At 72.7% G+C, this 18,095-nt stretch carries 16 protein-coding genes and 1 pseudogene; 7 read left to right on the top strand and 10 right to left on the bottom strand.

Annotated elements, in window-relative coordinates; genetic code table 11:
* Window positions 1-448: 448 nt before the first annotated feature.
* From ACFY7C_RS12720 to ACFY7C_RS12705, 4 genes are all read right to left on the bottom strand, one after another.
* The gene (locus ACFY7C_RS12720) at window positions 449-1,981 is read right to left on the bottom strand and encodes a bifunctional RNase H/acid phosphatase (protein WP_389648064.1); all 1,533 of its coding nucleotides are present in this window, start codon (window positions 1,979-1,981) and stop codon (window positions 449-451) included.
* Window positions 1,981-2,724: a zinc ribbon domain-containing protein gene (locus ACFY7C_RS12715; RefSeq protein WP_389649485.1), complete on the bottom strand. Its 744-nt coding sequence runs from the start codon at window positions 2,722-2,724 to the stop codon at window positions 1,981-1,983. Before ACFY7C_RS12715 ends, ACFY7C_RS12720 begins: the two co-directional genes overlap by 1 nt.
* The gene (locus tag ACFY7C_RS12710; RefSeq protein ID WP_389648061.1) at window positions 2,721-3,551 is read right to left on the bottom strand and encodes a Nif3-like dinuclear metal center hexameric protein; all 831 of its coding nucleotides are present in this window, start codon (window positions 3,549-3,551) and stop codon (window positions 2,721-2,723) included. The genes ACFY7C_RS12715 and ACFY7C_RS12710 overlap by 4 nt, the downstream gene beginning before the upstream one ends.
* Window positions 3,552-3,663: 112 nt before the next feature.
* Window positions 3,664-4,704: an ABC transporter substrate-binding protein gene (locus tag ACFY7C_RS12705; RefSeq protein ID WP_389648058.1), complete on the bottom strand. Its 1,041-nt coding sequence runs from the start codon at window positions 4,702-4,704 to the stop codon at window positions 3,664-3,666.
* 349 nt (window positions 4,705-5,053) lie between these two features.
* On the opposite strand from ACFY7C_RS12705, the gene ACFY7C_RS12700 reads away from it, so the two are divergent.
* Window positions 5,054-6,217 carry a hypothetical protein gene (locus ACFY7C_RS12700; RefSeq protein WP_389648055.1) on the top strand — a complete coding sequence of 388 codons (1,164 nt, stop codon included), beginning with the start codon at window positions 5,054-5,056 and terminating at the stop codon, window positions 6,215-6,217.
* 47 nt (window positions 6,218-6,264) lie between these two features.
* Window positions 6,265-6,387 carry a hypothetical protein gene (locus ACFY7C_RS12695; protein WP_389648052.1) on the top strand — a complete coding sequence of 41 codons (123 nt, stop codon included), beginning with the start codon at window positions 6,265-6,267 and terminating at the stop codon, window positions 6,385-6,387.
* A gap of 81 nt (window positions 6,388-6,468) precedes the next feature.
* On the opposite strand, the gene ACFY7C_RS12690 is transcribed toward ACFY7C_RS12695, so the two are convergent.
* The 3 genes from ACFY7C_RS12690 to ACFY7C_RS12680 form a co-directional block, all read right to left on the bottom strand.
* The gene (locus ACFY7C_RS12690) at window positions 6,469-7,413 is read right to left on the bottom strand and encodes a 3-oxoacyl-ACP reductase (protein ID WP_389648050.1); all 945 of its coding nucleotides are present in this window, start codon (window positions 7,411-7,413) and stop codon (window positions 6,469-6,471) included.
* Window positions 7,414-7,534: 121 nt separating this feature from the next.
* Window positions 7,535-8,611: a Zn-dependent alcohol dehydrogenase gene (locus tag ACFY7C_RS12685; protein WP_389648047.1), complete on the bottom strand. Its 1,077-nt coding sequence runs from the start codon at window positions 8,609-8,611 to the stop codon at window positions 7,535-7,537.
* 47 nt (window positions 8,612-8,658) lie between these two features.
* Entirely contained in the window at window positions 8,659-9,516 is an 858-nt protein-coding gene (locus ACFY7C_RS12680; RefSeq protein WP_389648044.1) for a MaoC/PaaZ C-terminal domain-containing protein, read from the bottom strand.
* 261 nt (window positions 9,517-9,777) lie between these two features.
* Here ACFY7C_RS12680 and ACFY7C_RS12675 point away from each other — a divergent pair, with 261 nt between their 5' ends.
* From ACFY7C_RS12675 to ACFY7C_RS12655, 5 genes and pseudogenes are all read left to right on the top strand, one after another.
* The gene (locus ACFY7C_RS12675) at window positions 9,778-10,740 is read left to right on the top strand and encodes an ABC transporter ATP-binding protein (RefSeq protein WP_389648041.1); all 963 of its coding nucleotides are present in this window, start codon (window positions 9,778-9,780) and stop codon (window positions 10,738-10,740) included.
* Window positions 10,737-11,459: pseudogene (locus tag ACFY7C_RS12670) on the top strand (ABC transporter permease). The gene ACFY7C_RS12675 and the pseudogene ACFY7C_RS12670 overlap by 4 nt, the downstream one beginning before the upstream one ends.
* Before the next feature lie 10 nt (window positions 11,460-11,469).
* Complete coding sequence (locus ACFY7C_RS12665; protein WP_389648038.1) at window positions 11,470-12,606, top strand: sensor histidine kinase; 1,137 nt, start codon at window positions 11,470-11,472, stop codon at window positions 12,604-12,606.
* 94 nt (window positions 12,607-12,700) lie between these two features.
* Window positions 12,701-13,159: a MarR family winged helix-turn-helix transcriptional regulator gene (locus ACFY7C_RS12660; RefSeq protein WP_389648035.1), complete on the top strand. Its 459-nt coding sequence runs from the start codon at window positions 12,701-12,703 to the stop codon at window positions 13,157-13,159.
* A gap of 39 nt (window positions 13,160-13,198) precedes the next feature.
* Window positions 13,199-13,831, top strand: a complete 633-nt coding sequence (locus ACFY7C_RS12655; protein WP_389649482.1) for a response regulator — start codon at window positions 13,199-13,201, stop codon at window positions 13,829-13,831.
* A 67-nt stretch (window positions 13,832-13,898) separates the two neighbouring features.
* On the opposite strand, the gene ACFY7C_RS12650 is transcribed toward ACFY7C_RS12655, so the two are convergent.
* The 3 genes from ACFY7C_RS12650 to ACFY7C_RS12640 all read right to left on the bottom strand — a co-directional run bounded on the left by ACFY7C_RS12650 (window position 13,899) and on the right by ACFY7C_RS12640 (window position 18,087).
* The gene (locus ACFY7C_RS12650) at window positions 13,899-15,191 is read right to left on the bottom strand and encodes a phosphatidylserine/phosphatidylglycerophosphate/cardiolipin synthase family protein (protein WP_389648033.1); all 1,293 of its coding nucleotides are present in this window, start codon (window positions 15,189-15,191) and stop codon (window positions 13,899-13,901) included.
* A gap of 14 nt (window positions 15,192-15,205) precedes the next feature.
* Complete coding sequence (locus tag ACFY7C_RS12645) at window positions 15,206-16,750, bottom strand: MFS transporter (RefSeq protein WP_389648030.1); 1,545 nt, start codon at window positions 16,748-16,750, stop codon at window positions 15,206-15,208.
* 134 nt (window positions 16,751-16,884) lie between these two features.
* Window positions 16,885-18,087, bottom strand: a complete 1,203-nt coding sequence (locus tag ACFY7C_RS12640) for a lipid-transfer protein (RefSeq protein ID WP_389648027.1) — start codon at window positions 18,085-18,087, stop codon at window positions 16,885-16,887.
* Window positions 18,088-18,095 lie beyond the last annotated feature (8 nt).

Genomic DNA, 18,095 nt, shown 5'->3' with positions numbered 1-18,095 from the left:
ACCGCCGAAGCTCCGCCCCGCGCGGCGGCATACTCCTCGACGGCCCCGGACTCCCCCCGCACCTCGCTCACCCGCTCCTCGCCGGGCAGCCGGCCCGCGAGCTCCCGAGCCGCGGCGTCGGGCATCGCCCCGAGCACCAACACCCCCGGTGCGCCGAGGATCTGACAGGCCGCCGCCACCCGGCCCCGGTCCCGGCCGCGGGGGGCGACCCACCAGCCGCGTGTCCCGTCCGCGTCGAGCTGGGTGAGCAGCAGCGTGTTCCGCGCCGCGTCCCCCTCCAGATACCCGCGCGCGACGCCCCGGAATTCCTCCGGATCCTCGGTGAAGTGCCAGCTCATGCCGCGATGGTGGTACGGGGAGGGGGCGCGGGTCCAGCCGTTTCCCGGGGCGGGCGGGACGGGCGGGACGGGGGCCGGCGGGCGCCGGCCCGGAGGGCCGGGCCGTCGTACTAGCGCAGGTGCGAGGTGTCGTTCAGGAGCCGTACGGACGCGTTGCCGTCCGCGTAGTAGGCCACGGCCGAGAGGGACGCCGCCGAGAGCTCCATGCGGAAGAGGGACTCCGGCGGGGCGCCGAGGGCGAGACGGATCAGGGTCTTGATGGGGGTCACATGGGTGACCAGGAGCACCGTGCGGCCGGGGTGGGCGGCCGTCAGGCGGTCGCGGGTGGCCGCGACCCGCCGGGAGACGGTCGCGAAGCTCTCGCCGCCGCCGGTCGGCGCGGCCTTCGGGGAGGCGAGCCAGGCGTCGAGGTCGTCCTTGTACCGCTCGCGGACCTCGGCGAAGGTCAGCCCCTCCCAGGCGCCGAAGTCGGTCTCGCGCAGGCCCTGTTCGATCCGCACGTCCAGGCCCAGGCGGGCGGCGACGGTCTCGGCGGTCTGGCGGCAGCGGGTCAGCGGCGAGCTGACGATCTCCTGGATGGTGCCGCGCGCGGCGAGCGCGGCGGCCACGGCCTCGGCCTGCCGCCGTCCGGCCGCGGACAGCTCGGGGTCGCCGCCCCCGCTGCCGGAGAACCGCTTCTCGGGAGTCAGCGCCGTCTCCCCGTGCCGCAGCAGCACGAACGTGGCCGGCGCCCCCATGTCGGGTCCGGCCCAGCCCTGCGAGACGGGCGTCCGCGCCGAAGTCCGCGCCGGGGCCTGGGCCCCCGTCTGGGGCTCCGGCTGGGGCTCCGGCTGCGGCTGGGGCTGGGGCTGGGCAGTGACGACGGCTCCGCCCGTGGGATGGGCCGCCTCCGCCTCGAAGTCGCCGGTCGCCGCCTCGCGGTCGGCCGTCGCGTCACGGTCGGCCGTCGCCGCGGTCGCCAGCGACGCGCGCGCCTGGGACGCGAGGGCCGCGTCAGGAGCGAACAGGCCCTCGGGCTGGGGCTCCGCCCCGGAGCGGGCGCGCACGCCCGTGCTCGCACCCGTGCTCGGGCTCGTGCCCGTACCCGTACCCTTACCCGAGCCTGCCAGTGCCGCGCGGGCCCGGGCCGCGCCGGCCGTCGCGTCGCCCGCCGCGTTGCGGGCCGCCGCGAGGTCGGCAGCCGGGGCGGCGGCGGTGACGGCCGCGGTAGAGGCGGCCGGGCTCCACTGCTCGCCCCGGCGCCCCGCGTCCATCGCCTCGTTGGCGAGCCGGTCGGCGTGCTTGTTGCGCTCGCGCGGGATCCACTCGTAGCGAACCCGGCCGGCCGGGAAGGCCCGGGCGGCCTCGGCGGCCAGCGGCTTCATGTCGGGGTGCTTGATCTTCCAGCGGCCGGACATCTGCTCGACGACCAGCTTGGAGTCCATGCGCACATGGACCATGGCGTCGGGGAACAGCTCGAAGGCCGCCCGCAGTCCCGCCACCAGGCCCTTGTACTCGGCGACGTTGTTCGTGGCCACGCCGATGTACTCGGCCCGCTCGGCCAGGGTCTCCCCCGTCGCCGGGTCGAGGACGACGGCGCCGTAACCGGCGGGTCCCGGATTGCCCCGGGAGCCGCCGTCCGCCTCGACCACGAGTTCGCGCATTACAGGCCGGACTCCGACGTGCGGACCAGGATCCGGCGGCAGTTCTCGCAGCGGAGCACCGCGTCGGCGGCGGCCGCGCGGACCTCGTTGACCTCGGTGATGTTGAGCTCGATGTGGCAGCCCTCGCACTTGCGCTGGTACAGCCGCGCCGCGCCGACACCGCCCTGCTGCTCGCGCAGCTTCTCGTACAGCTTCATCAGGTCGGCGGGGACGGAGCCCGCCACCAGCTCGCGCTCCTTGGCGACCGAGGTGCTCTCGGCGTCGAGCTCGGCCTCGGCGGAGTCACGGCGGCCGGTCGCGTCGTCGACCTTCGCCTGGACGGCGGAGACCCGCTCGGTCAGCTCCGTGACCCGCTCCTGGGCGGACTCGCGGCGCTCCATGACCTCCAGGACGATCTCCTCCAGGTCGCCCTGGCGCTTGGCGAGCGAGGTGATCTCGCGCTGGAGGTTCTCCAGGTCCTTCGGGGAGGAGACGGCGCCGGAGTCGAGACGCTGCTGGTCGCGGGCGGCGCGCTGACGCACCTGGTCCACGTCCTGCTCCGCCTTGGTCTGCTCGCGGGCGCAGTCGCTCTCCTCGGTCTGCGCGGCGACGAGCAGGTCACGCAGCTGGGTGAGGTCCTTGTTCAGCGATTCGATCTCGTCGTGCTCGGGCAGCGACCGGCGCTTGTGCGCGAGCTGCTGGAGACGCACGTCCAGGGCCTGGACGTCGAGGAGTCGGATCTGGTCGGCGGGCGCGGCGTTCAGTTGGGGGCTCCAGGGGAGGTGTGGTGGGAGGACCAGGGGTCGGTGACCGTCTTCGAGACGTGGACGCGGAGGTCCCAGCCGTGGCGGTCGGAAATGGTGTCGAGCTGCGCGGCGGCCTGCTCGCACCAGGGCCATTCGGTGGCCCAGTGGGCGGCGTCGACCAGGCCGAGCGGCTGGGACCGGTGGGCGTGCTGGGTGGCCTCGGAGACGGGGTGGTGGCGCAGGTCGGCGGTGAGGAAGGCGTCCACGCCCGCCGCCCGAACGGCGTCGAAGAGGCTGTCGCCGGAGCCGCCGCTGACGGCGACCCTGCGCAGCACCATGTCGGGGTCGCCGGCGACCCGGATGCCCTGCGCGGTGGCGGGCAGCCGCTTCGCGGCGCGGGCCGCGAACTCGGCGAGGGTCTCGGGCTGGTCGAGCTCGCAGATCCGGCCGAGGCCGTTCTCGGGGACGAGCGGTCCGGTGACGCGCAGGTCGAGGGCGCCGGCGAGGGCGTCGGAGACGCCGGGGTCCGCGGTGTCGGCGTTGGTGTGCGCGACGTGGAGGGCGATGTCGTGCTTGATCAGGCTGTGCACGACGCGGCCCTTGAAGTGGGAGGCCGCGACGGTCGTCGTACCGCGCAGATAGAGCGGGTGGTGGGTGACGAGGAGGTCGGCTCCGAGGGCGATCGCCTCGTCGGCGATCTCCTGGACGGGGTCGACGGCGAAGAGGACACGGCGGACCTCGGCGTCGGGGTCGCCGCAGACGGTGCCGACGGCGTCCCACTGCTCGGCCCGCTCGGGCGGCCAGAGGGCGTCGAGCTCGGCGATGACTTCAGACAGACGGGGCACGGGGGAAAGGCTACCTGTCCTCCGTGCCCCGCCGTCCTGACCTGTGGATAACCCACGACCCACGAGGTCTCCCGTGGTCCCACCAGGTACGGGAAAGCCGTGCGCCGCCGTCCTACTTCTTCACGAGGTCGGCGCGCAGGTCGTCCAGGACGCTGTTCGCCGCGGTGACGCCCAGACCCAGGTACCAGGTCTCGTCCGGGACGTCCTTGGCCTGGCCGCTCTTGACGGCCTTGAGGTTCTTCCACAGCGGGTTGGCCTGGGCGGTGTCCCGCTTGGTGGCCTTGGGGTCGCCGTAGACGCCGGTGAAGATCCAGTCGGCGTCGGCCTGGTCGATCTTCTCCGGGCTGATCTCGGCGGCCAGCTCGTTGATCTGCTGGTTCTTGGGCCGCGGCAGGCCGGCGTCCTCGAGGATGGTGCCGATGAAGGAGGCCTTGGCGTAGAGGCGGATCTTGCCCGGAAGGTAGCGGACCATGGAGACGGTCGGCTTGTTCGGGCCGATGTCCGTGCCGAGCTGCTTGGCCTTGGTCTCGTACGCGGCGAGCTTCGACTTCGCGTCGGCGGTCTTGTCGAGGGCGGCGGCGTTGAGGAGGTAGTTCTCCTTCCAGGTGAAGCCCGGGCGGATGGAGAACACGGTGGGGGCGATCTTCGACAGCTCGTCGTACTTGTCGGCGGCGCGCAGCTGGCTGCCGAGGATGAGGTCGGGCTGGAGGTTGGCGATCGCCTCCAGGTTGAGGTTGTTGATGGTGCCGACGGACTTGGGGCTGCCGGCGTCCTTCTTCAGGTAGCCGGGGATGCCGTCGTCGCCCTCCGCGGGGGCGTAGCCGACGGGCTTGACCCCGAGGGAGACGACGTTGTCGAGCTCGCCGACGTCGAGGACGACGACCCGCTTGGGCGCGGCCGGGATCTCCGTCTTGCCGAGGGCGTGGGTGAGGGTGCGCGGGAACTGGCCCGGCTTGGCGTCCGTGCCCATCGCGGCGGTCTTGGCGGCGGCGTCGCCGAAGTCCTTGCCGCCGGTGGCGACGTCCTTCTTCTTGCCGCCGTCGTCCTTCTTGGCGGCGTCCGAGGAGCCGTCACCGCCTCCGCAGGCCGCGAGGGTGAGCGCGGCGGCGAGACCGAGGGCGGCGGCAGCGGTGCCGCGGCGGCGGAGGGACATGGCGGGCTCCTGTACACGTACGGTGACGGCGGGCGGTGACGGCCGAACGGCACGGTCGGGCGGCGCGGTCAGACGACTCGGCCGAGCGACACGGCCGAGCGACACGGCCGAGCGGCACGGCCGAGCGGCACGGCCGGGACCGGCGTATCGGCGGTTCGCGACCCGTCCGCGGACTGACAGCTTCCACTTAGGGTCGCCTTACCTTATCCACCCCTGGTCACACGAGCACAACCCGCCCCCTCCGCTCAGCGGAATCGCCGGACCGCCACCCTTTGGTGTGAAGTGGGATGGCTCGTGTTGTTCGGCTGGAAGTGCGAAAACTAGCTTCGTGGCCGGAGGTGACGAGTCGATGACAGCCTGTGCCATCGAGACCGCCACGGAAGGTGGCGACGCGGTCTGGCCCACGGGGTTCACGATCACGGCGAACGGCGCCTACGCGGCGCGGCTCGCCGGATCGGGGGACGCGCTGTACGTGGAGCGGTGGACGCTGGACGGCCCCGAGCCGTACGCCGTACCGCTTCCCCTCTCCCAGCCCGAGGAGCCCGGCTCGCTGCTGCTGCCGCTGGCGGACGGACGGGTGCTGATCGGACGCCGGGTGGACGGGCGCCGGCACACGTTCTCGCTGCTCTACCCGACCGGCCCGGAGACCGGCGAACTGATCCTGGGCGCCGTCGAGGCACCCCCCTCGGGCGCCCTGGTGCTCCTCCCGCCGTCGCCGGACGGCATCTGCGCCTACGCCATGGGCGTCGGCGAGGACACCACGACCCTGTGGCTGGTGGCCGGCGGGGCGTTCGGGCCGGAGCAGGTGGCCGAGATCAAGGGCCGCTGCTCGGGCGGGGTCTGGCTGGACCGTACGGGACGGATGCTGGCCCTCGACCGGCAGCTGGACGACGGCCCGGTGAAGGCGGTGGCGATCGACCTGGAGCGCGGCGGGGAGGTCACGCCCCTGCTCCAGATCACGGAGGAGAGCCATGACCGGCTGCTGCTCGCGGACCCGGACAGCGGACTGCTGCTGATCCGCTCCGACGCGCCGTCCCCGGGGCACGACCGGCTCGGCTGGGGAGTGCTCGGAAGCCTGTTGCCGGTGCGCTTCCCGGAGTGTCTGCGGCTGGACGACGCGGCGGTGACACCGTTCGCCGTGCAACCCGGGCAGGTGCTCATGCCGGAGAGCTGCGGTGTGGCGCTGCGGATCGACGCGGCGGCGGGCAGCTGGGTGGGGATGTGGCGGCCCTCCTCGCGCCGGATGCTCCAACTGGCCGCACCCCTCGGCTGGCTGGCCGGATCCGGCCTGTGGACGGCCGACGGCGTGCTGCGGCTGCCGTACGCGACGCCCGCGACGCCCTGCGGACTCGCCGCCCTGGAGGAGCCGGCCGACCTCCCCGTACCGGGGATGGAACGGGGACCGGGACCGGGGCGGGAACGGGAGCCTGCACCGGTCCCCGAGGGGCCCAAGGTATGCCGCCCCGTGCCGTTGCAGCAGGCTCCCCTGACGGACCGAAAACCCGCTGGCTAGACTCCGGGCCGCACAGCAAGAGCGATTTCTACGGGGTGAGTTCCACCATGAGCAACACGGAGGCACAGGAGTCCAACGGCTCCGGCAAGCACCGGGGCCCGGCCGCACCGGCGGAGGACTCCACGTCCTCGCCGCACGGCCGCCACCGTCGCGAGTCCGACTCCCAGTGAACGACGAACGGCCCCCGGGGGAACCCGGGGGCCGTTCGTCTTCCCCTTCAGCTTCCGCTTCGTCTCGCCTCGGCTTCCTCTTCAGCCCTTCTTCAGGGCGAGGACCTCCGCGGCCGCGAAGGTCTCCCCCGCCGGCCGGGCCGCGTAGTGCGGGGTGAGCAGCCCGTCCAGTTCCTCGTACGTGAAGACGTCCTTGGCCGTGTCGAACTTGGCGGACACCTTGGGGCGGTCCACGATCGCCACCATGCCACCGTGGACGACGAGCAGTTGGCCGTTGACGCCGGCGGCCGCAGGGGAGGCGAGGTAGCCGACGAGCGGCGCCACGTGCTCCGGCGACAGCGGGTCGAGCTCGTCCTCCGCCGCCGGCTCGGCGAAGCCCGCGAACACGTCCTCGGTCATACGGGTACGGGCGCGGGGACAGATGGCGTTGGCGGTGACCCCGTACTTGGCGAGGGCGAGCGCCGTGGACGTGGTGAGACCGACGATCCCGCCCTTGGCCGCCGCATAGTTGGGCTGACCGGCCGATCCCGCGAGGAAGGCCTCGGAAGAGGTGTTCACGATCCGGCCGTAGACACCGCTCTCCCCGGCCTTGGCCCGGCCCCGCCAGTGCACGGCGGCGAAGTGGGTGGTGTTGAAGTGCCCCTTGAGGTGGACCCGGATCACCGCGTCCCACTCGTCCTCGCTCATGGAGAAGACCATCCGGTCGCGCAGGATGCCCGCGTTGTTGACCAGGACGTCCAGCTTGCCGAACTCGGCGACGGCCAGATCGACCAGCCCGCGCGCGGTCTCGAAGTCGGCGACGTCGCCGAGGTGCGCCACGGCCCGGCCACCGGCCGCGCGGATCTCCGCCGCGACCTCCTCGGCGGGCGCGGCGGAGGCCTCGCCGGAGCCGTCCCGGCCCGGCTGGCCGTAGTCGTTGACGACGACGGCGGCGCCCAGCCGGGCCAGCTCGAGCGCCTCGGCCCGGCCGAGCCCGCGCCCGGCACCGGTGACGATCGCGCTCAGTCCCTCAAGAGGGAGTGACATGGGTCGGTCCTCTCAGAGTTCGACGGGATATCGGATCCAATCCGCGGTTGAATCCGGGATATCGGATCCCGGATATTGGATCCCGGATATTGGATCCAACATCCGGGATATTGGATCCAGCTCAGATCTCGATGCAGGTGCGCAGCGCCACGCCCGTCCGCATCTGCTCCAGCGCCTCGTTGATCCCGGCCAGCGGGACCCGGTGCGTGATCAGCGACTCCAGGTCGATGCGGCCGGCCCGCCACAGGGCGATGGCCCGTTCGTACGAGCGGAGCACGTCGCCGCCCCCGTACATCGACGGCAGGATCCGCTTCTCGTCGAAGAACAGCTCGAACATGTTGAGCTGGAGGAAGTCGTCGAGGGCGCCGGCGCCGACGACGCAGAGGGTGCCGCCGCGCCGGGTCGTCTCGTAGGCGGTGCGCGCGGTGGCGGACTTGCCGACGACCTCGAAGACGTAGTCGAAGCCCTCGCCGCCGGTGATGCGCTGCTTGGCGTCGGCGAGCGCGTCGGGGGCGACGGCCTCGGTGGCGCCGAAGCGGAGGGCGGCCTCGCGTCGGGACTCGACGGGGTCGACGGCGACGATCTGGGCGGCGCCCTGGAGCCTGGCGCCCTGGATCGCGGAGATGCCGACTCCGCCGCACCCGATGACGGCGACCGACGCACCGGCCTCGACCTTGGCGGTGTTGATGGCGGCGCCGAGTCCGGTCGTCACGCCGCAGCCGATGAGCGCGGCGATGTCGAAGGGCACGTCGTCGGGGACGGGGACGGCGCAGCCGGCGTCGACGACGACCTCCTCGGCGAAGGTGCCGGTGCCGGCGAAGCCGAAGACGTCGCCGCCGGGGCGCCTGAAGTTGGGGGTGCCGGCGTTCATGAACCCGGCCAGGCACAGCTGGGTCTGCCCGCGCCTGCAGGCGGGGCAGCCGCCGCAGGCCGGCAGCCAGCACAGCAGCACCCGCTGCCCCTCGGTGAGTCCGGTGGCGCCGTCGCCGATGTCGATGATCTCGCCGGCGCCCTCGTGTCCGGGGACGAAGGGCGCGGGCTGCGGGAGGACGCCGCTCATGGCGGAGACGTCGGAGTGGCACAGGCCGGTGGCCCGGACCCGGATCCTCACCTTGCCGGGGCCGAAGCCCACCGCCTCGACGTCGTCGAGGACGTCGAGCTTGTCCTGGCCGATCTCTTGCAGTACGGCTGCGCGCATGGAGCGGCTCCCATCAGCCCGGGTTGATCAGGGTGGTCACAGGGTGGTCAAGAGTGGTGCACGAGGGTGTCGGCGAGTACGGGGGCGTCGTCGCGTTCGACGGCGGTGACGGCGACCTGGATCGTGTCGTCGCCCTGCCGCCACATCCGGATCCGCAGCGTCTCGCCGGGGAAGACGACTCCGGCGAAGCGGGTGCGGTAGGCGCCGACGCGGGTGACGTCGCCGTCGAGGAGGGTGTCGACGACCGCCTTCAGGGTCATGCCGTACGAGCAGAGGCCGTGCAGGATCGGCCGGTCGAAGCCCGCGAGCTTGGCGAACTCGGGGTCGGCGTGGAGCGGGTTCCAGTCGCCGGAGAGCCGGTAGAGCAGGGCCTGGTCCTCGCGGACGGGCCGTTCGACGGTGGCGTCGGGCTCGCGGGCGGGCGGTTCGAGGCGCTCGGAGGGCCCGCGGTCGCCGCCCCAGCCGCCCTCTCCGCGTACGAAGATCTGGGCGTCGCTGGTCCACAGCGGCCCGTCGGCGTCGACGGCCTCCGAACGGAGCACCAGGACGGCCGCCTTGCCCTTGTCATGGACGGCGGCGACGCGGGAGGTGGAGACGGCCTTGCCGGCGACGGGCAGCGGGCGGTGCAGGGTGATCGACTGGCCGCCGTGCAGGACGGCGGCCAGGTCGATGTCGATGCCGGGGGCGGAGAGGCCGCCGACGACGCCCATGCCCGCGCCCGCGACGGTGGCGAAGCTGGGCAGGACGTGGAGCCGGGACTCGAGGGTGTAGCGCAGCTCGTCGGGGTCGGTCGCGGGGACGCCGGCGCCGAGACCGAGGTGGTAGAGCTGGACGTCCTTGTGGTCCCAGGTGATCTCGGCGCTGCGGGGTTCGGCGGCGACGGCCTTGGCGGCGTCAATGGGCATCGCGTTGCGGCTCCTTGTGGCAGGTGAAGACCTCGGCGCGGCCGTCCGCACCGTCGACCGCGCCGAGGCCGTGCGGGACCGAACGAACCTAGAACGCGTTCCAGTTCGGTGATCCCATGTATAGCCGAGGGCATGGGGCTTGTGAACCCTACTGACGGCATGTCAGATCGGTGCTCCCCGGCCACCCAGGACATTTGTCACCGTCAGGTCCGTACACCTGAGCCTGCCGGTCCACGGTCCCCGCTCCGTAGCGTCGAGGCCATGGAGACAGCAGCCGTGAGCACGCCCCTGACGAGCGCCGAGGAGACCGAGCCCGCGGTCGCCTTCGCCGGAGTCGTCCGTTCCTTCGGTCCCGTCCGCGCCGTGGACGGCATCGACCTCACCGTCCGCCGCGGCGAGACGGTCGCCCTCCTCGGGCGCAACGGCGCCGGCAAGTCCACCACGCTCGACCTCCTCCTCGGTCTCGACGTGCCCGACCGCGGGCGGGTGCGGCTCTTCGGCGAGGCGCCCGCCCGCGCGGTGCGGGCCGGGCGGGTCGGCGCCATGCTCCAGGACGCCCGGCCGGTGCCCCGGGTCACCGTCCGCGAGCTCATCGACTTCGTCGCCCGGACGTACGCGGAGCCGCTGCCGGTCGCCGAGGCCCTGGAGCTCGCCGGCCTCGCCCCGCTCGCGGGCCGCCGCGTCGACCGCCTCTCGGGCGGCCAGGCCCAGAGGGTCCGCTTCGCCGTCGCCCTGGTCGGCGACCCCGAGCTGGTGGTCCTGGACGAGCCGACCGCCGCCCTCGACATGGAGACCCGCGAGACCTTCTGGCACGCGATACGGGACTGCTCCCGGCGTGGCAGCACGGTGCTCTTCTCCACGCACCATCTGGAGGAGGCCGACGCCCACGCCGACCGGATCGTCGTCGTCGACTCCGGCCGGGTGCTCGCCGACGGCACCGCCGGGCAGCTCAAACAGGTCGCGGGCGGCACCCGCGTCTCCGTCGACCTGGCCGGGGAACCGACCGACGGACTGGCCCGGTTGCCCGGCGTGACCTCGGTGGAGATCCGCGGCGACCGGGCGCAGCTGCGCAGCGACGACCCCGACGCGACCGTCCTCGCCCTGGCCGCGCGGAACGCCGTGCGGGGCCTGGAAGTCGCCCCGGTGTCGCTCGACGACGCCTTCCTGGCCCTCACCCGCGAGAGCCCGCGCATAGCGGCCCACGCCCCGGAGACGTCCCGATGATCACCGCATACGTCCGCCTCGAAGCCCGCCGCATGCTGCGCGAGCCCGGGTTCCTCATCTCCAGCGTCGCCGTGCCGGTGGTGATGTATCTGCTCTTCACCAACCTGCTCGCGGCCGACGACCTCCGCTACCGCACCGCGGCGATGGTCGGCATGGCGGCGTACGGGGCGCTCGGCGCCGCCCTGTCCGTCGGCAACGTGGTCGCCGAGGACAAGACCACCGGCTAGCTGCGCCAGCTGCGGATCACGCCCATGACACCCCGCCAGGTCGTGCTGGGCCGCGCCCTGACAGGCGCGGTCGTCGTCCTCCCCGCCATCGTCGCCGTCCTGCTCGCCGGCGGCCTCGTCAACGGCGTACGGCTCGACGCCTGGCAGTGGGCCACGGTGGCCCTCGCCCTGTGGGCGGGTTCGCTGCCCTACACCCTGCTCGGCCTCGGCAACGGCTATCGCCTGCCCCCGCAGACGACCGGCGCCGTCAACGTAGCCTGCAATCTGGGGCTCGCGGTGGTCGGCGGCCTGTGGTTCCCCGTCGACCTCTTCCCCCGCTGGCTGGCGATCCTCTCCTCGTACTCGCCGACCAACCGCTTCTCGGAGCTGGGCCGCGCGGTGACGGAGGGTTCGGCACCCGGGGTCACGGCGGTGGTGATCCTGGGGGCGTGGGCGGTGGTGTTCGGGGCGTACGCCGCGATCTCGTACCGTCGTTCGCCGCGGAGGGTGTGAGGGAGCGGCGATGAGGAACCGGTGGCGACGAAGGGCCCTGCGGGCGCGGGAGCGCGGGCCGAGCGGGCGAAGCCTGCTGCCCTGGCTGTTGATGGGCATGGGGGCGCTGTCCCACCTGGTCCGGGGCGAAGCGCCCCGACCCTGGCTCGGCGGCCTCGGTCTGCTCGCCTTCAGCGGGTTGTACATCGCGGTCGTCCTTCGCGCCTTCGACCACCGCCGGCGCAGGACTCCGCTCACACGGGGGCTGCTCGCCGCCCTCGGAGCGCTCGCCTTCGCCCTCGCCATCGGCTACGGCCGGGAGTGGCTCCTCCTCTTCCCGCTGCTCGGCCTGGCGGTCGGGGCGGTGGTGCGGCGTCCCCGCCGGCTGTCCCTGATCGTGCTCCCGCTCTGTACGGCGGTGGCGCTGGTGACCCTGTGGCGGGACAGCTGGACGTCGTTCGGTGTCGTGTACGGGACGTTCATCTCGGTCATGGTGACGTCGGCGATCCTCGCGTTGGACGAGACGGTCCGGCAGCTGCGGGCGACCCGCGAGGAACTGGCCCGCACCGCGGTGGAGAAGGAGCGGCTCCGCTTCTCCCGGGACCTGCACGATCTGCTCGGCCACACGCTCTCCGTCATCGTCGTGAAGTCGGAGGCCGCCCGCCGCCTCGCCCCGCGCGACCCGGACGCGGCACTCGCGCAGGTCGCGGACATCGAGTCGGTCGGGCGGCAGGCGCTGACCGAGATCCGGGAGGCGGTGACCGGCTATCGCGAGGCCTCCCTCACCACGGAGCTCGACCGGGCCCGCGACGCGCTGGCCTCGGCCGGCATGGAACCGGTCGTCCGGCAGTCCGGCCCGCCGCTGGAGCCGTGGACGGAGGCCCTGTTGAGCTGGGTGGTGCGGGAGTCGGCGACCAACGCGGTACGCCACAGCGGCGCGACGCGCTGCGAGATCGAAGTCGGTGGCGGCCCGGAACGGGTGCGGCTGACGGTGACCGACAACGGTCGCGGCACCCCCGTCACCGGAAACCCCGGCACCGGCACCCCCGGCAGCGGTCTGAAGGGCCTGAGCGAGCGCCTCGCGGCGGCGGGCGGCACCCTCGTCTCGGGACCGGCCCCACGCGGCGGGTTCCGGGTCCTGGCGGAACTCCCCGTGGAGCCCGCATAGTCGGACCTTGACCTCAAGTCCGGTTGAGTTTCTACGGTCGTTCCCGTCGCACCCGTTCGAAGCACTTGTTCGACGCAACACGGAGGATCCGGCCATGCAGTACTCGCACGACGACGCGGAACTGATCAAGCAGCCGATCGGCTACTGGAGCTGGGCGGCCTACGACGCCGTCGTCACCCGCACCCGCGGCGCCCTCGCCGAACTCGGCACCACCCAGCCCCAGTGGTGGATCCTCGCCCGGCTCGCCCGCGCCGAGAAGCCCCTGACCCGCGAGGAGGTCTCCCGCACCCTCCGCGGCTACCTCCGCACGGGCGCGGAGACCATGGAGGAGGAGATCGACACGACGATCGCCCGGGGCTGGACCACCGAGACCCCCGAAGGCCACCTGACCCTCACCCCCGACGGCCGGGCCTTCTTCGACAAGGCCGCGGCCCTCCAGGACGAGCTGTGGGCCGAACGCCACGCGGGCATCTCCGACGAGGAATACCTCACCACGCTCAAGGTCCTGCAGCGCTTCATCCACAACACGGGCGGAAGGGCCTGGCACCACTAGGTGCCGCCTCGCCGCTCTACGCTGTCCCTCGTGAACGAGATGCCGCAGGACCACCGGCCGCTCCGGCGGACGAGAGTGCTCCTCGCCGAGGATCAGGGCATGATGCGCGGCGCGCTCGCGCTGTTGCTCGGCATGGAGCCGGACATCGAGGTCGTCGCGCAGGTGGGGCGGGGCGACGAGATCGTGGAGGCGGCGCTGGTGGCGCGGCCGGAGGTGGCGCTGCTGGACATCGAGTTGCCGGGCCGTTCGGGTCTGGACGCGGCGGCGGATCTGCGTGACGAGGTTCCGGACTGCCGGGTGCTGATCCTGACGACGTTCGGCCGGCCCGGCTATCTGCGCCGCGCGATGGAGGCGGGCGCGGCGGGCTTCCTGGTGAAGGACGGGCCGGTGGAGGAGCTGGCCGAGGCGATCCGCAAAGCCCTGCGCGGGGAGACGGTCATCGACCCGGCCCTCGCGGCCGCCGCCCTGAGCGCCGGGCCGAATCCGCTGACGGCCCGCGAACGGGACGCCCTCAGCGCCTCGGTGGACGGGGCGACGATCGCGGACATCGCGGCGAAGCTCCATCTGTCGGAGTCGACGGTCCGCAACTACCTCTCGTCGGCCATCGGCAAGACGGGCACCCGGAACAGGATGGAAGCGGTCCGGGCGGCCCGTCAGCAGGGCTGGCTGTAGCGGCTGGTTCCAGGCGGCGCCACAGGTCCGGCCCCGGGTCCGGCCACAGGTCCGGCTACAGGTCCGGCTACAGGTCGCGCTCCGTGAGGGAGGCCGCGCGCTGGGACTCGAAGTTGGCCACGTACTGCGCGAAGACCGCCGGGTCCTCGTACTTGAGCAGCGTCTCGTCGTTGTACTTGAGCGCCGACGCGGTGTAGGTGTGGCTGCCGGTGAAGACGATCTTCTTGTCGGTGCCGCCGAAGTACGTGCCCTCGATCAGCAGGTATTTGGTGTGGGTGTCACTGCCGCCGCGGCCGTCGTTGTCGAGGTCGTGCAGGATGATGCGGCCCTTGCCGGTCGTCGGCCTGGTCAGCCAGTCGGCCACCTCCGACATCGGCGTATGGGTCTCCTGGTCCCAGTTGTCGAGCGACCGGTAGACGATCTCGATGTGGCAGCCGGCCTGGGCGAGGTTCCACAGCTGCTGGGCCACCGCCGTGCGGGTGATGTGCCCCTGGGCGATGCGGATCTTCGTACGGCCGTCCGGCGTGCCGAAGCCGGCGGAGTTGCCGCCGCACGGGTTCGCGGTTCCCGTCGGCGCCACCGTCTTCAGGATGTTGACGACCGTGTCGGTGCTGGACCGCGGGAAGAAGTAGACCTTGGCATTGCCCGCCTGGGTGTCGTGCGCGTAGTCGGCGACCTTCGCCTTCTGCCCGATGGCCGCGGCCGCCTGGTCCTGGAAGTACGTCGTGTACGCGGTGAACAGCGCCGCGTTGCCGGCCACCGTCAGCGCGTCGTTCCACCACGCGTGGACGTCCTGCCCGGTGAGGTTGCCGGAGGACTGCACCACGACGTTGTCGACCGGGACGTCGCCCTTGCCCTTGGTACGGGAGAACAGGAAGAACTTGTTGTGGTTGACGTTGTCGATCCGGCCGTCGGGGTCGGTCTCCGTGGCGGTCGGGTCGAGGGCGAGACAGGCTTCCTGGAACGCGCAGCCGCGCACCCAGGAGTCCGCGCCGCCCGGCTCCGCGAGCTGGCTCCGCAGGCTGGTGGCCGCCCCGGAAGAGCTGTCGCTGTCGAGCACGACCTGGACCGAGACGCCCCGCCGGTGGGCGGCGCCCAGCTTGTCGGCCAGATACTGCGACTGGAACAGGTAGAGGGATATCCGGATGGACGAGCCCGCCTCGGCGCCGTCCACGAGGTCCGCCAGGTGGAAGAGGATGCGGCCCGTGGCGGCGGCCTCGGAGCTCGACGGGTCGTTGAACACCGCGCCGGTGGTCACGGCCACGACCGGCTCCGCCGAGGCCGAGGGGGCGACCGTCAGCGCGGCGCCGACGGCGAGCGCGGTGACGGCCGTTCTGAACCTGCTCTTGATCATCATCATGCGCGCATTGTCACTCACCCACGTCCGGCCGGACTCCCCTCCTTCGTCCCCTCCTTCGCCCCTTCCTCCGTCCCTTCCGTCGCCCGCGCCTTCGCCTGCTTCGGCAGCCACAGCACCATCACCACCACCGTGCCCACCAGCACGCACGCCGCCAGCCGGAACGCCGCCGCGTAGCCCGCGGTCAGGGCCTCCGGGGTGGTGGCGCCGGCAGTCACGGAGGCGGCGACGGTGGAGAGGGTGGCGAGGCCGAGGGCGCCGCCCATGGTGCGCGAGGTGTTGATGAGGCCGGAGGCGAGGCCGGCCTCGGAGGCGGGGGCGCCGGTGGTGGCGAGGATCGCGAGCGGCGTGGAGGCGGCGCCGATGCCGAACATCATGAGGATGCCCGGGCCGAGGATCGTGGTCAGGTAGCTGCCGTCGACGGTCATGGTCGACTGCCAGGCGAAGCCGGCCGCCCCGACGAGGGCGCCGAGCACGGCGGTCGTACGGGGGCCGATGAGAGGCATCAGGCGCGGGGCCAGTTTGGAGCCGGCGATGACGGCGGCGGAGCTCGGCACGAGGGCGAGCCCGGCCTGGAGCGGCGGATAGCCGAGGACGTTCTGGGCGTAGAGCGTCATGAAGAACCACATGCCGAAGGAGGTCGAACCGCACAGCAGCATGGTCGCGTTCGCGGCCGACACCGCGCGCGTACGGAAGATCCGCAGCGGCATCAGCGGTTCCGCCGCACGCCGTTCGACGAGCACGAAGGCGACGAGCAGGAGGGCGCCCGCGGCCAGCGGCAGCAGGGTCGCCGTGGAGGTCCAGCCCGACTGCTCGGTCTGCACGATGCCGTACGCGAGGGTCGCAAGCCCCGCCGTGACGAGGACCGCGCCGGGCAGGTCGAGGCGCCGCCCGCCACCGGCGCGGCTCTCGCCCAGCCACCAGAAGGCGCCGGCCAGGACGAGCGCGCCGATGGGCACGTTGATGAGCAGGACCCAGCGCCAGGAGAGCAGCTCGACGAGGACACCGCCGACGAAGCCGCCCGCCGCTCCGCCGGCCGCGCCGACCGCGGTCCAGGTGCCGACGGCCCGGGTACGGGCGGGCCCCGCCGGGACGGCGGCGGTCACCAGGGTCAGCGTGGACGGGGAGAGCACGGCCGCGCCCAGGCCCTGGACGGCGCGGGCGGCGAGCAGCTGCCAGCCCTCCGTCGCGAGCCCGCCCGCCACCGAGGCCAGGGTGAACAGCGAAAGGCCCACCATGAACATGCGCTTGCGGCCGAAGAGGTCCGCCGCCCGCCCGCCGAGCAGCATGAAGCCGGCGAACGCGATCGAGTACACGTTCACCACCCACTGGAGGCCCGGCGCCGTGAGCCCCAGGGACGTCCGCATCGACGGCAGCGCCACGTTCACGACGGACACGTCGAGGACGACGAGGAACTGGCCCGCACAGGCGACGAGGACGACAAGCCAGAGGCGGGCGGGCGGGGACGGGGACGAGGACGCGGATGTGGCTGGGGAGGAGGGGGATATGGAGGGGTCGGTGGCGGAGTCCTTCTCGGTGCGTGTACGCGGCATGCGTGTCATGGTCGCAGACCGACCCCGACCCGTACATCGGCCTCACGCCCTACGACCGGCGTCGCGGACGGCCTGCCTGAGGACACTCCGACTTACCTCCGCAGCGTCGTCACCTCCACAGCATCGTCACCTCCGCAGCATCGTCACCTCCGCAGCATCGTCACCACCGCCGCCCCGCCCAGGCCGATGTTGTGCGCGAGTCCTACCCGCGCCCCCGGCACCTGGCGCCCGCCCGCCTCGCCGCGCAGCTGCCACACCAGTTCCGCGGCCTGCGCGAGGCCGGTCGCGCCCAGGGGGTGGCCCTTGGAGATGAGCCCGCCGGACGGATTGACGACCCACCGGCCGCCGTACGTCGTCGCGCCCGACTCCACGAGCTTGCCCGAGGCGCCCTCCTCGCACATGCCGAGGGCCTCGTAGGTCAGCAGCTCGTTGATGGAGAAGCAGTCGTGCAGCTCGATGACGTCGACGTCCTCGATGCCGAGCCCGGACGCCTCGTACACCTGCCGGGCCGCCGCCCTCGACATGGGGCGGCCGACGACGTCGATGCAGGAGCCGGAGGCGAAGGACTCCTCCGTGTCCGTCGTCATGGCCTGCGCAACGATCTCCACGGCCCGGTCGCCGAGACCGCGCTCGTCGACGAAACGTTCCGACACGACGACCGCGGCGGCCGCGCCGTCCGATGTCGGTGAGCACTGGAGCTTCGTCAGCGGCCGGTGGATGGTCTTGGCGGCGAGGATCTCCTCGACCGTGTAGACGTCCTGGAACTGGGCGTTGGGGTTACGGGAGGAGTGCCGGTGGTTCTTGGCGGCGACGGCCGCGAGCTGCACCTCCGTCGTGCCGTACCGGTCCATGTGCTCGCGGGCCGCGTTGCCGAAGATCTGGGCGGTGGGCGGGGACATCTCGAAGCCGTGCCCCGCCGCCATGATCCCGTAGTGCCGGGCGACGGGCGAGGTCGCGAAGTCGGCACCGCCGCCCCCCGCCGAACCGCCGCCGCCCAGCGCGCCCCGCGCCATCTTCTCGAAGCCGAGCGCGAGCACGCAGTCGGCGGCCCCGCCCGCCACCCACTGCCGCGCCAGCATCAGCGCCGTCGACGCCGTCGCGCAGTTGTTGTTGACGTTGTAGACGGGCACGCCGGTCAGGCCGAGTTCGTACGCGGCGCGCTGACCGGCCGTGGAGGCCTGGAAGCAGTAGCCGACGGGCACCTGCTCGACGCGCTCGTACGGGACGCCGGCGTCGGCCAGGGCGGCGCTGCCGGCCTCCTTCGCCATGTCCCAGTACTGCCAGTCCCGGGTCTCCGGCTTCTCGAACTTCGTCATGCCCACACCCACGATGTACGCCTTGCCCATCTCCGGGG

Origin of the sequence: Streptomyces sp. NPDC012769 (genome assembly GCF_042901205.1) — a bacterium.
Classification (GTDB): Bacteria; Actinomycetota; Actinomycetes; order Streptomycetales; family Streptomycetaceae; genus Streptomyces.
Note: the sequence above shows the minus strand (reverse complement) of the source record. Positions and strands in the feature narration are given on the sequence as shown.

What these genes read in the sequence shown, in the direction of transcription:
- ACFY7C_RS12720 (WP_389648064.1), bottom strand. Translation starts at nt 1,981, where the DNA reads ATGCGCGAACTCGTGGTCGAGGCGGACGGCGGCTCCCGGGGCAATCCG.
- ACFY7C_RS12705 (WP_389648058.1), bottom strand. Translation starts at nt 4,704, where the DNA reads ATGTCCCTCCGCCGCCGCGGCACCGCTGCCGCCGCCCTCGGTCTCGCC.
- ACFY7C_RS12700 (WP_389648055.1), top strand. Translation starts at nt 5,054, where the DNA reads ATGACAGCCTGTGCCATCGAGACCGCCACGGAAGGTGGCGACGCGGTC.
- ACFY7C_RS12695 (WP_389648052.1), top strand. Translation starts at nt 6,265, where the DNA reads ATGAGCAACACGGAGGCACAGGAGTCCAACGGCTCCGGCAAGCACCGG.
- ACFY7C_RS12690 (WP_389648050.1), bottom strand. Translation starts at nt 7,413, where the DNA reads ATGTCACTCCCTCTTGAGGGACTGAGCGCGATCGTCACCGGTGCCGGG.
- ACFY7C_RS12685 (WP_389648047.1), bottom strand. Translation starts at nt 8,611, where the DNA reads ATGCGCGCAGCCGTACTGCAAGAGATCGGCCAGGACAAGCTCGACGTC.
- ACFY7C_RS12680 (WP_389648044.1), bottom strand. Translation starts at nt 9,516, where the DNA reads ATGCCCATTGACGCCGCCAAGGCCGTCGCCGCCGAACCCCGCAGCGCC.
- ACFY7C_RS12675 (WP_389648041.1), top strand. Translation starts at nt 9,778, where the DNA reads ATGGAGACAGCAGCCGTGAGCACGCCCCTGACGAGCGCCGAGGAGACC.
- ACFY7C_RS12665 (WP_389648038.1), top strand. Translation starts at nt 11,470, where the DNA reads ATGAGGAACCGGTGGCGACGAAGGGCCCTGCGGGCGCGGGAGCGCGGG.
- ACFY7C_RS12660 (WP_389648035.1), top strand. Translation starts at nt 12,701, where the DNA reads ATGCAGTACTCGCACGACGACGCGGAACTGATCAAGCAGCCGATCGGC.
- ACFY7C_RS12655 (WP_389649482.1), top strand. Translation starts at nt 13,199, where the DNA reads ATGCCGCAGGACCACCGGCCGCTCCGGCGGACGAGAGTGCTCCTCGCC.
- ACFY7C_RS12650 (WP_389648033.1), bottom strand. Translation starts at nt 15,191, where the DNA reads ATGATGATGATCAAGAGCAGGTTCAGAACGGCCGTCACCGCGCTCGCC.
- ACFY7C_RS12645 (WP_389648030.1), bottom strand. Translation starts at nt 16,750, where the DNA reads ATGACACGCATGCCGCGTACACGCACCGAGAAGGACTCCGCCACCGAC.
- ACFY7C_RS12640 (WP_389648027.1), bottom strand. Translation starts at nt 18,087, where the DNA reads ATGGGCAAGGCGTACATCGTGGGTGTGGGCATGACGAAGTTCGAGAAG.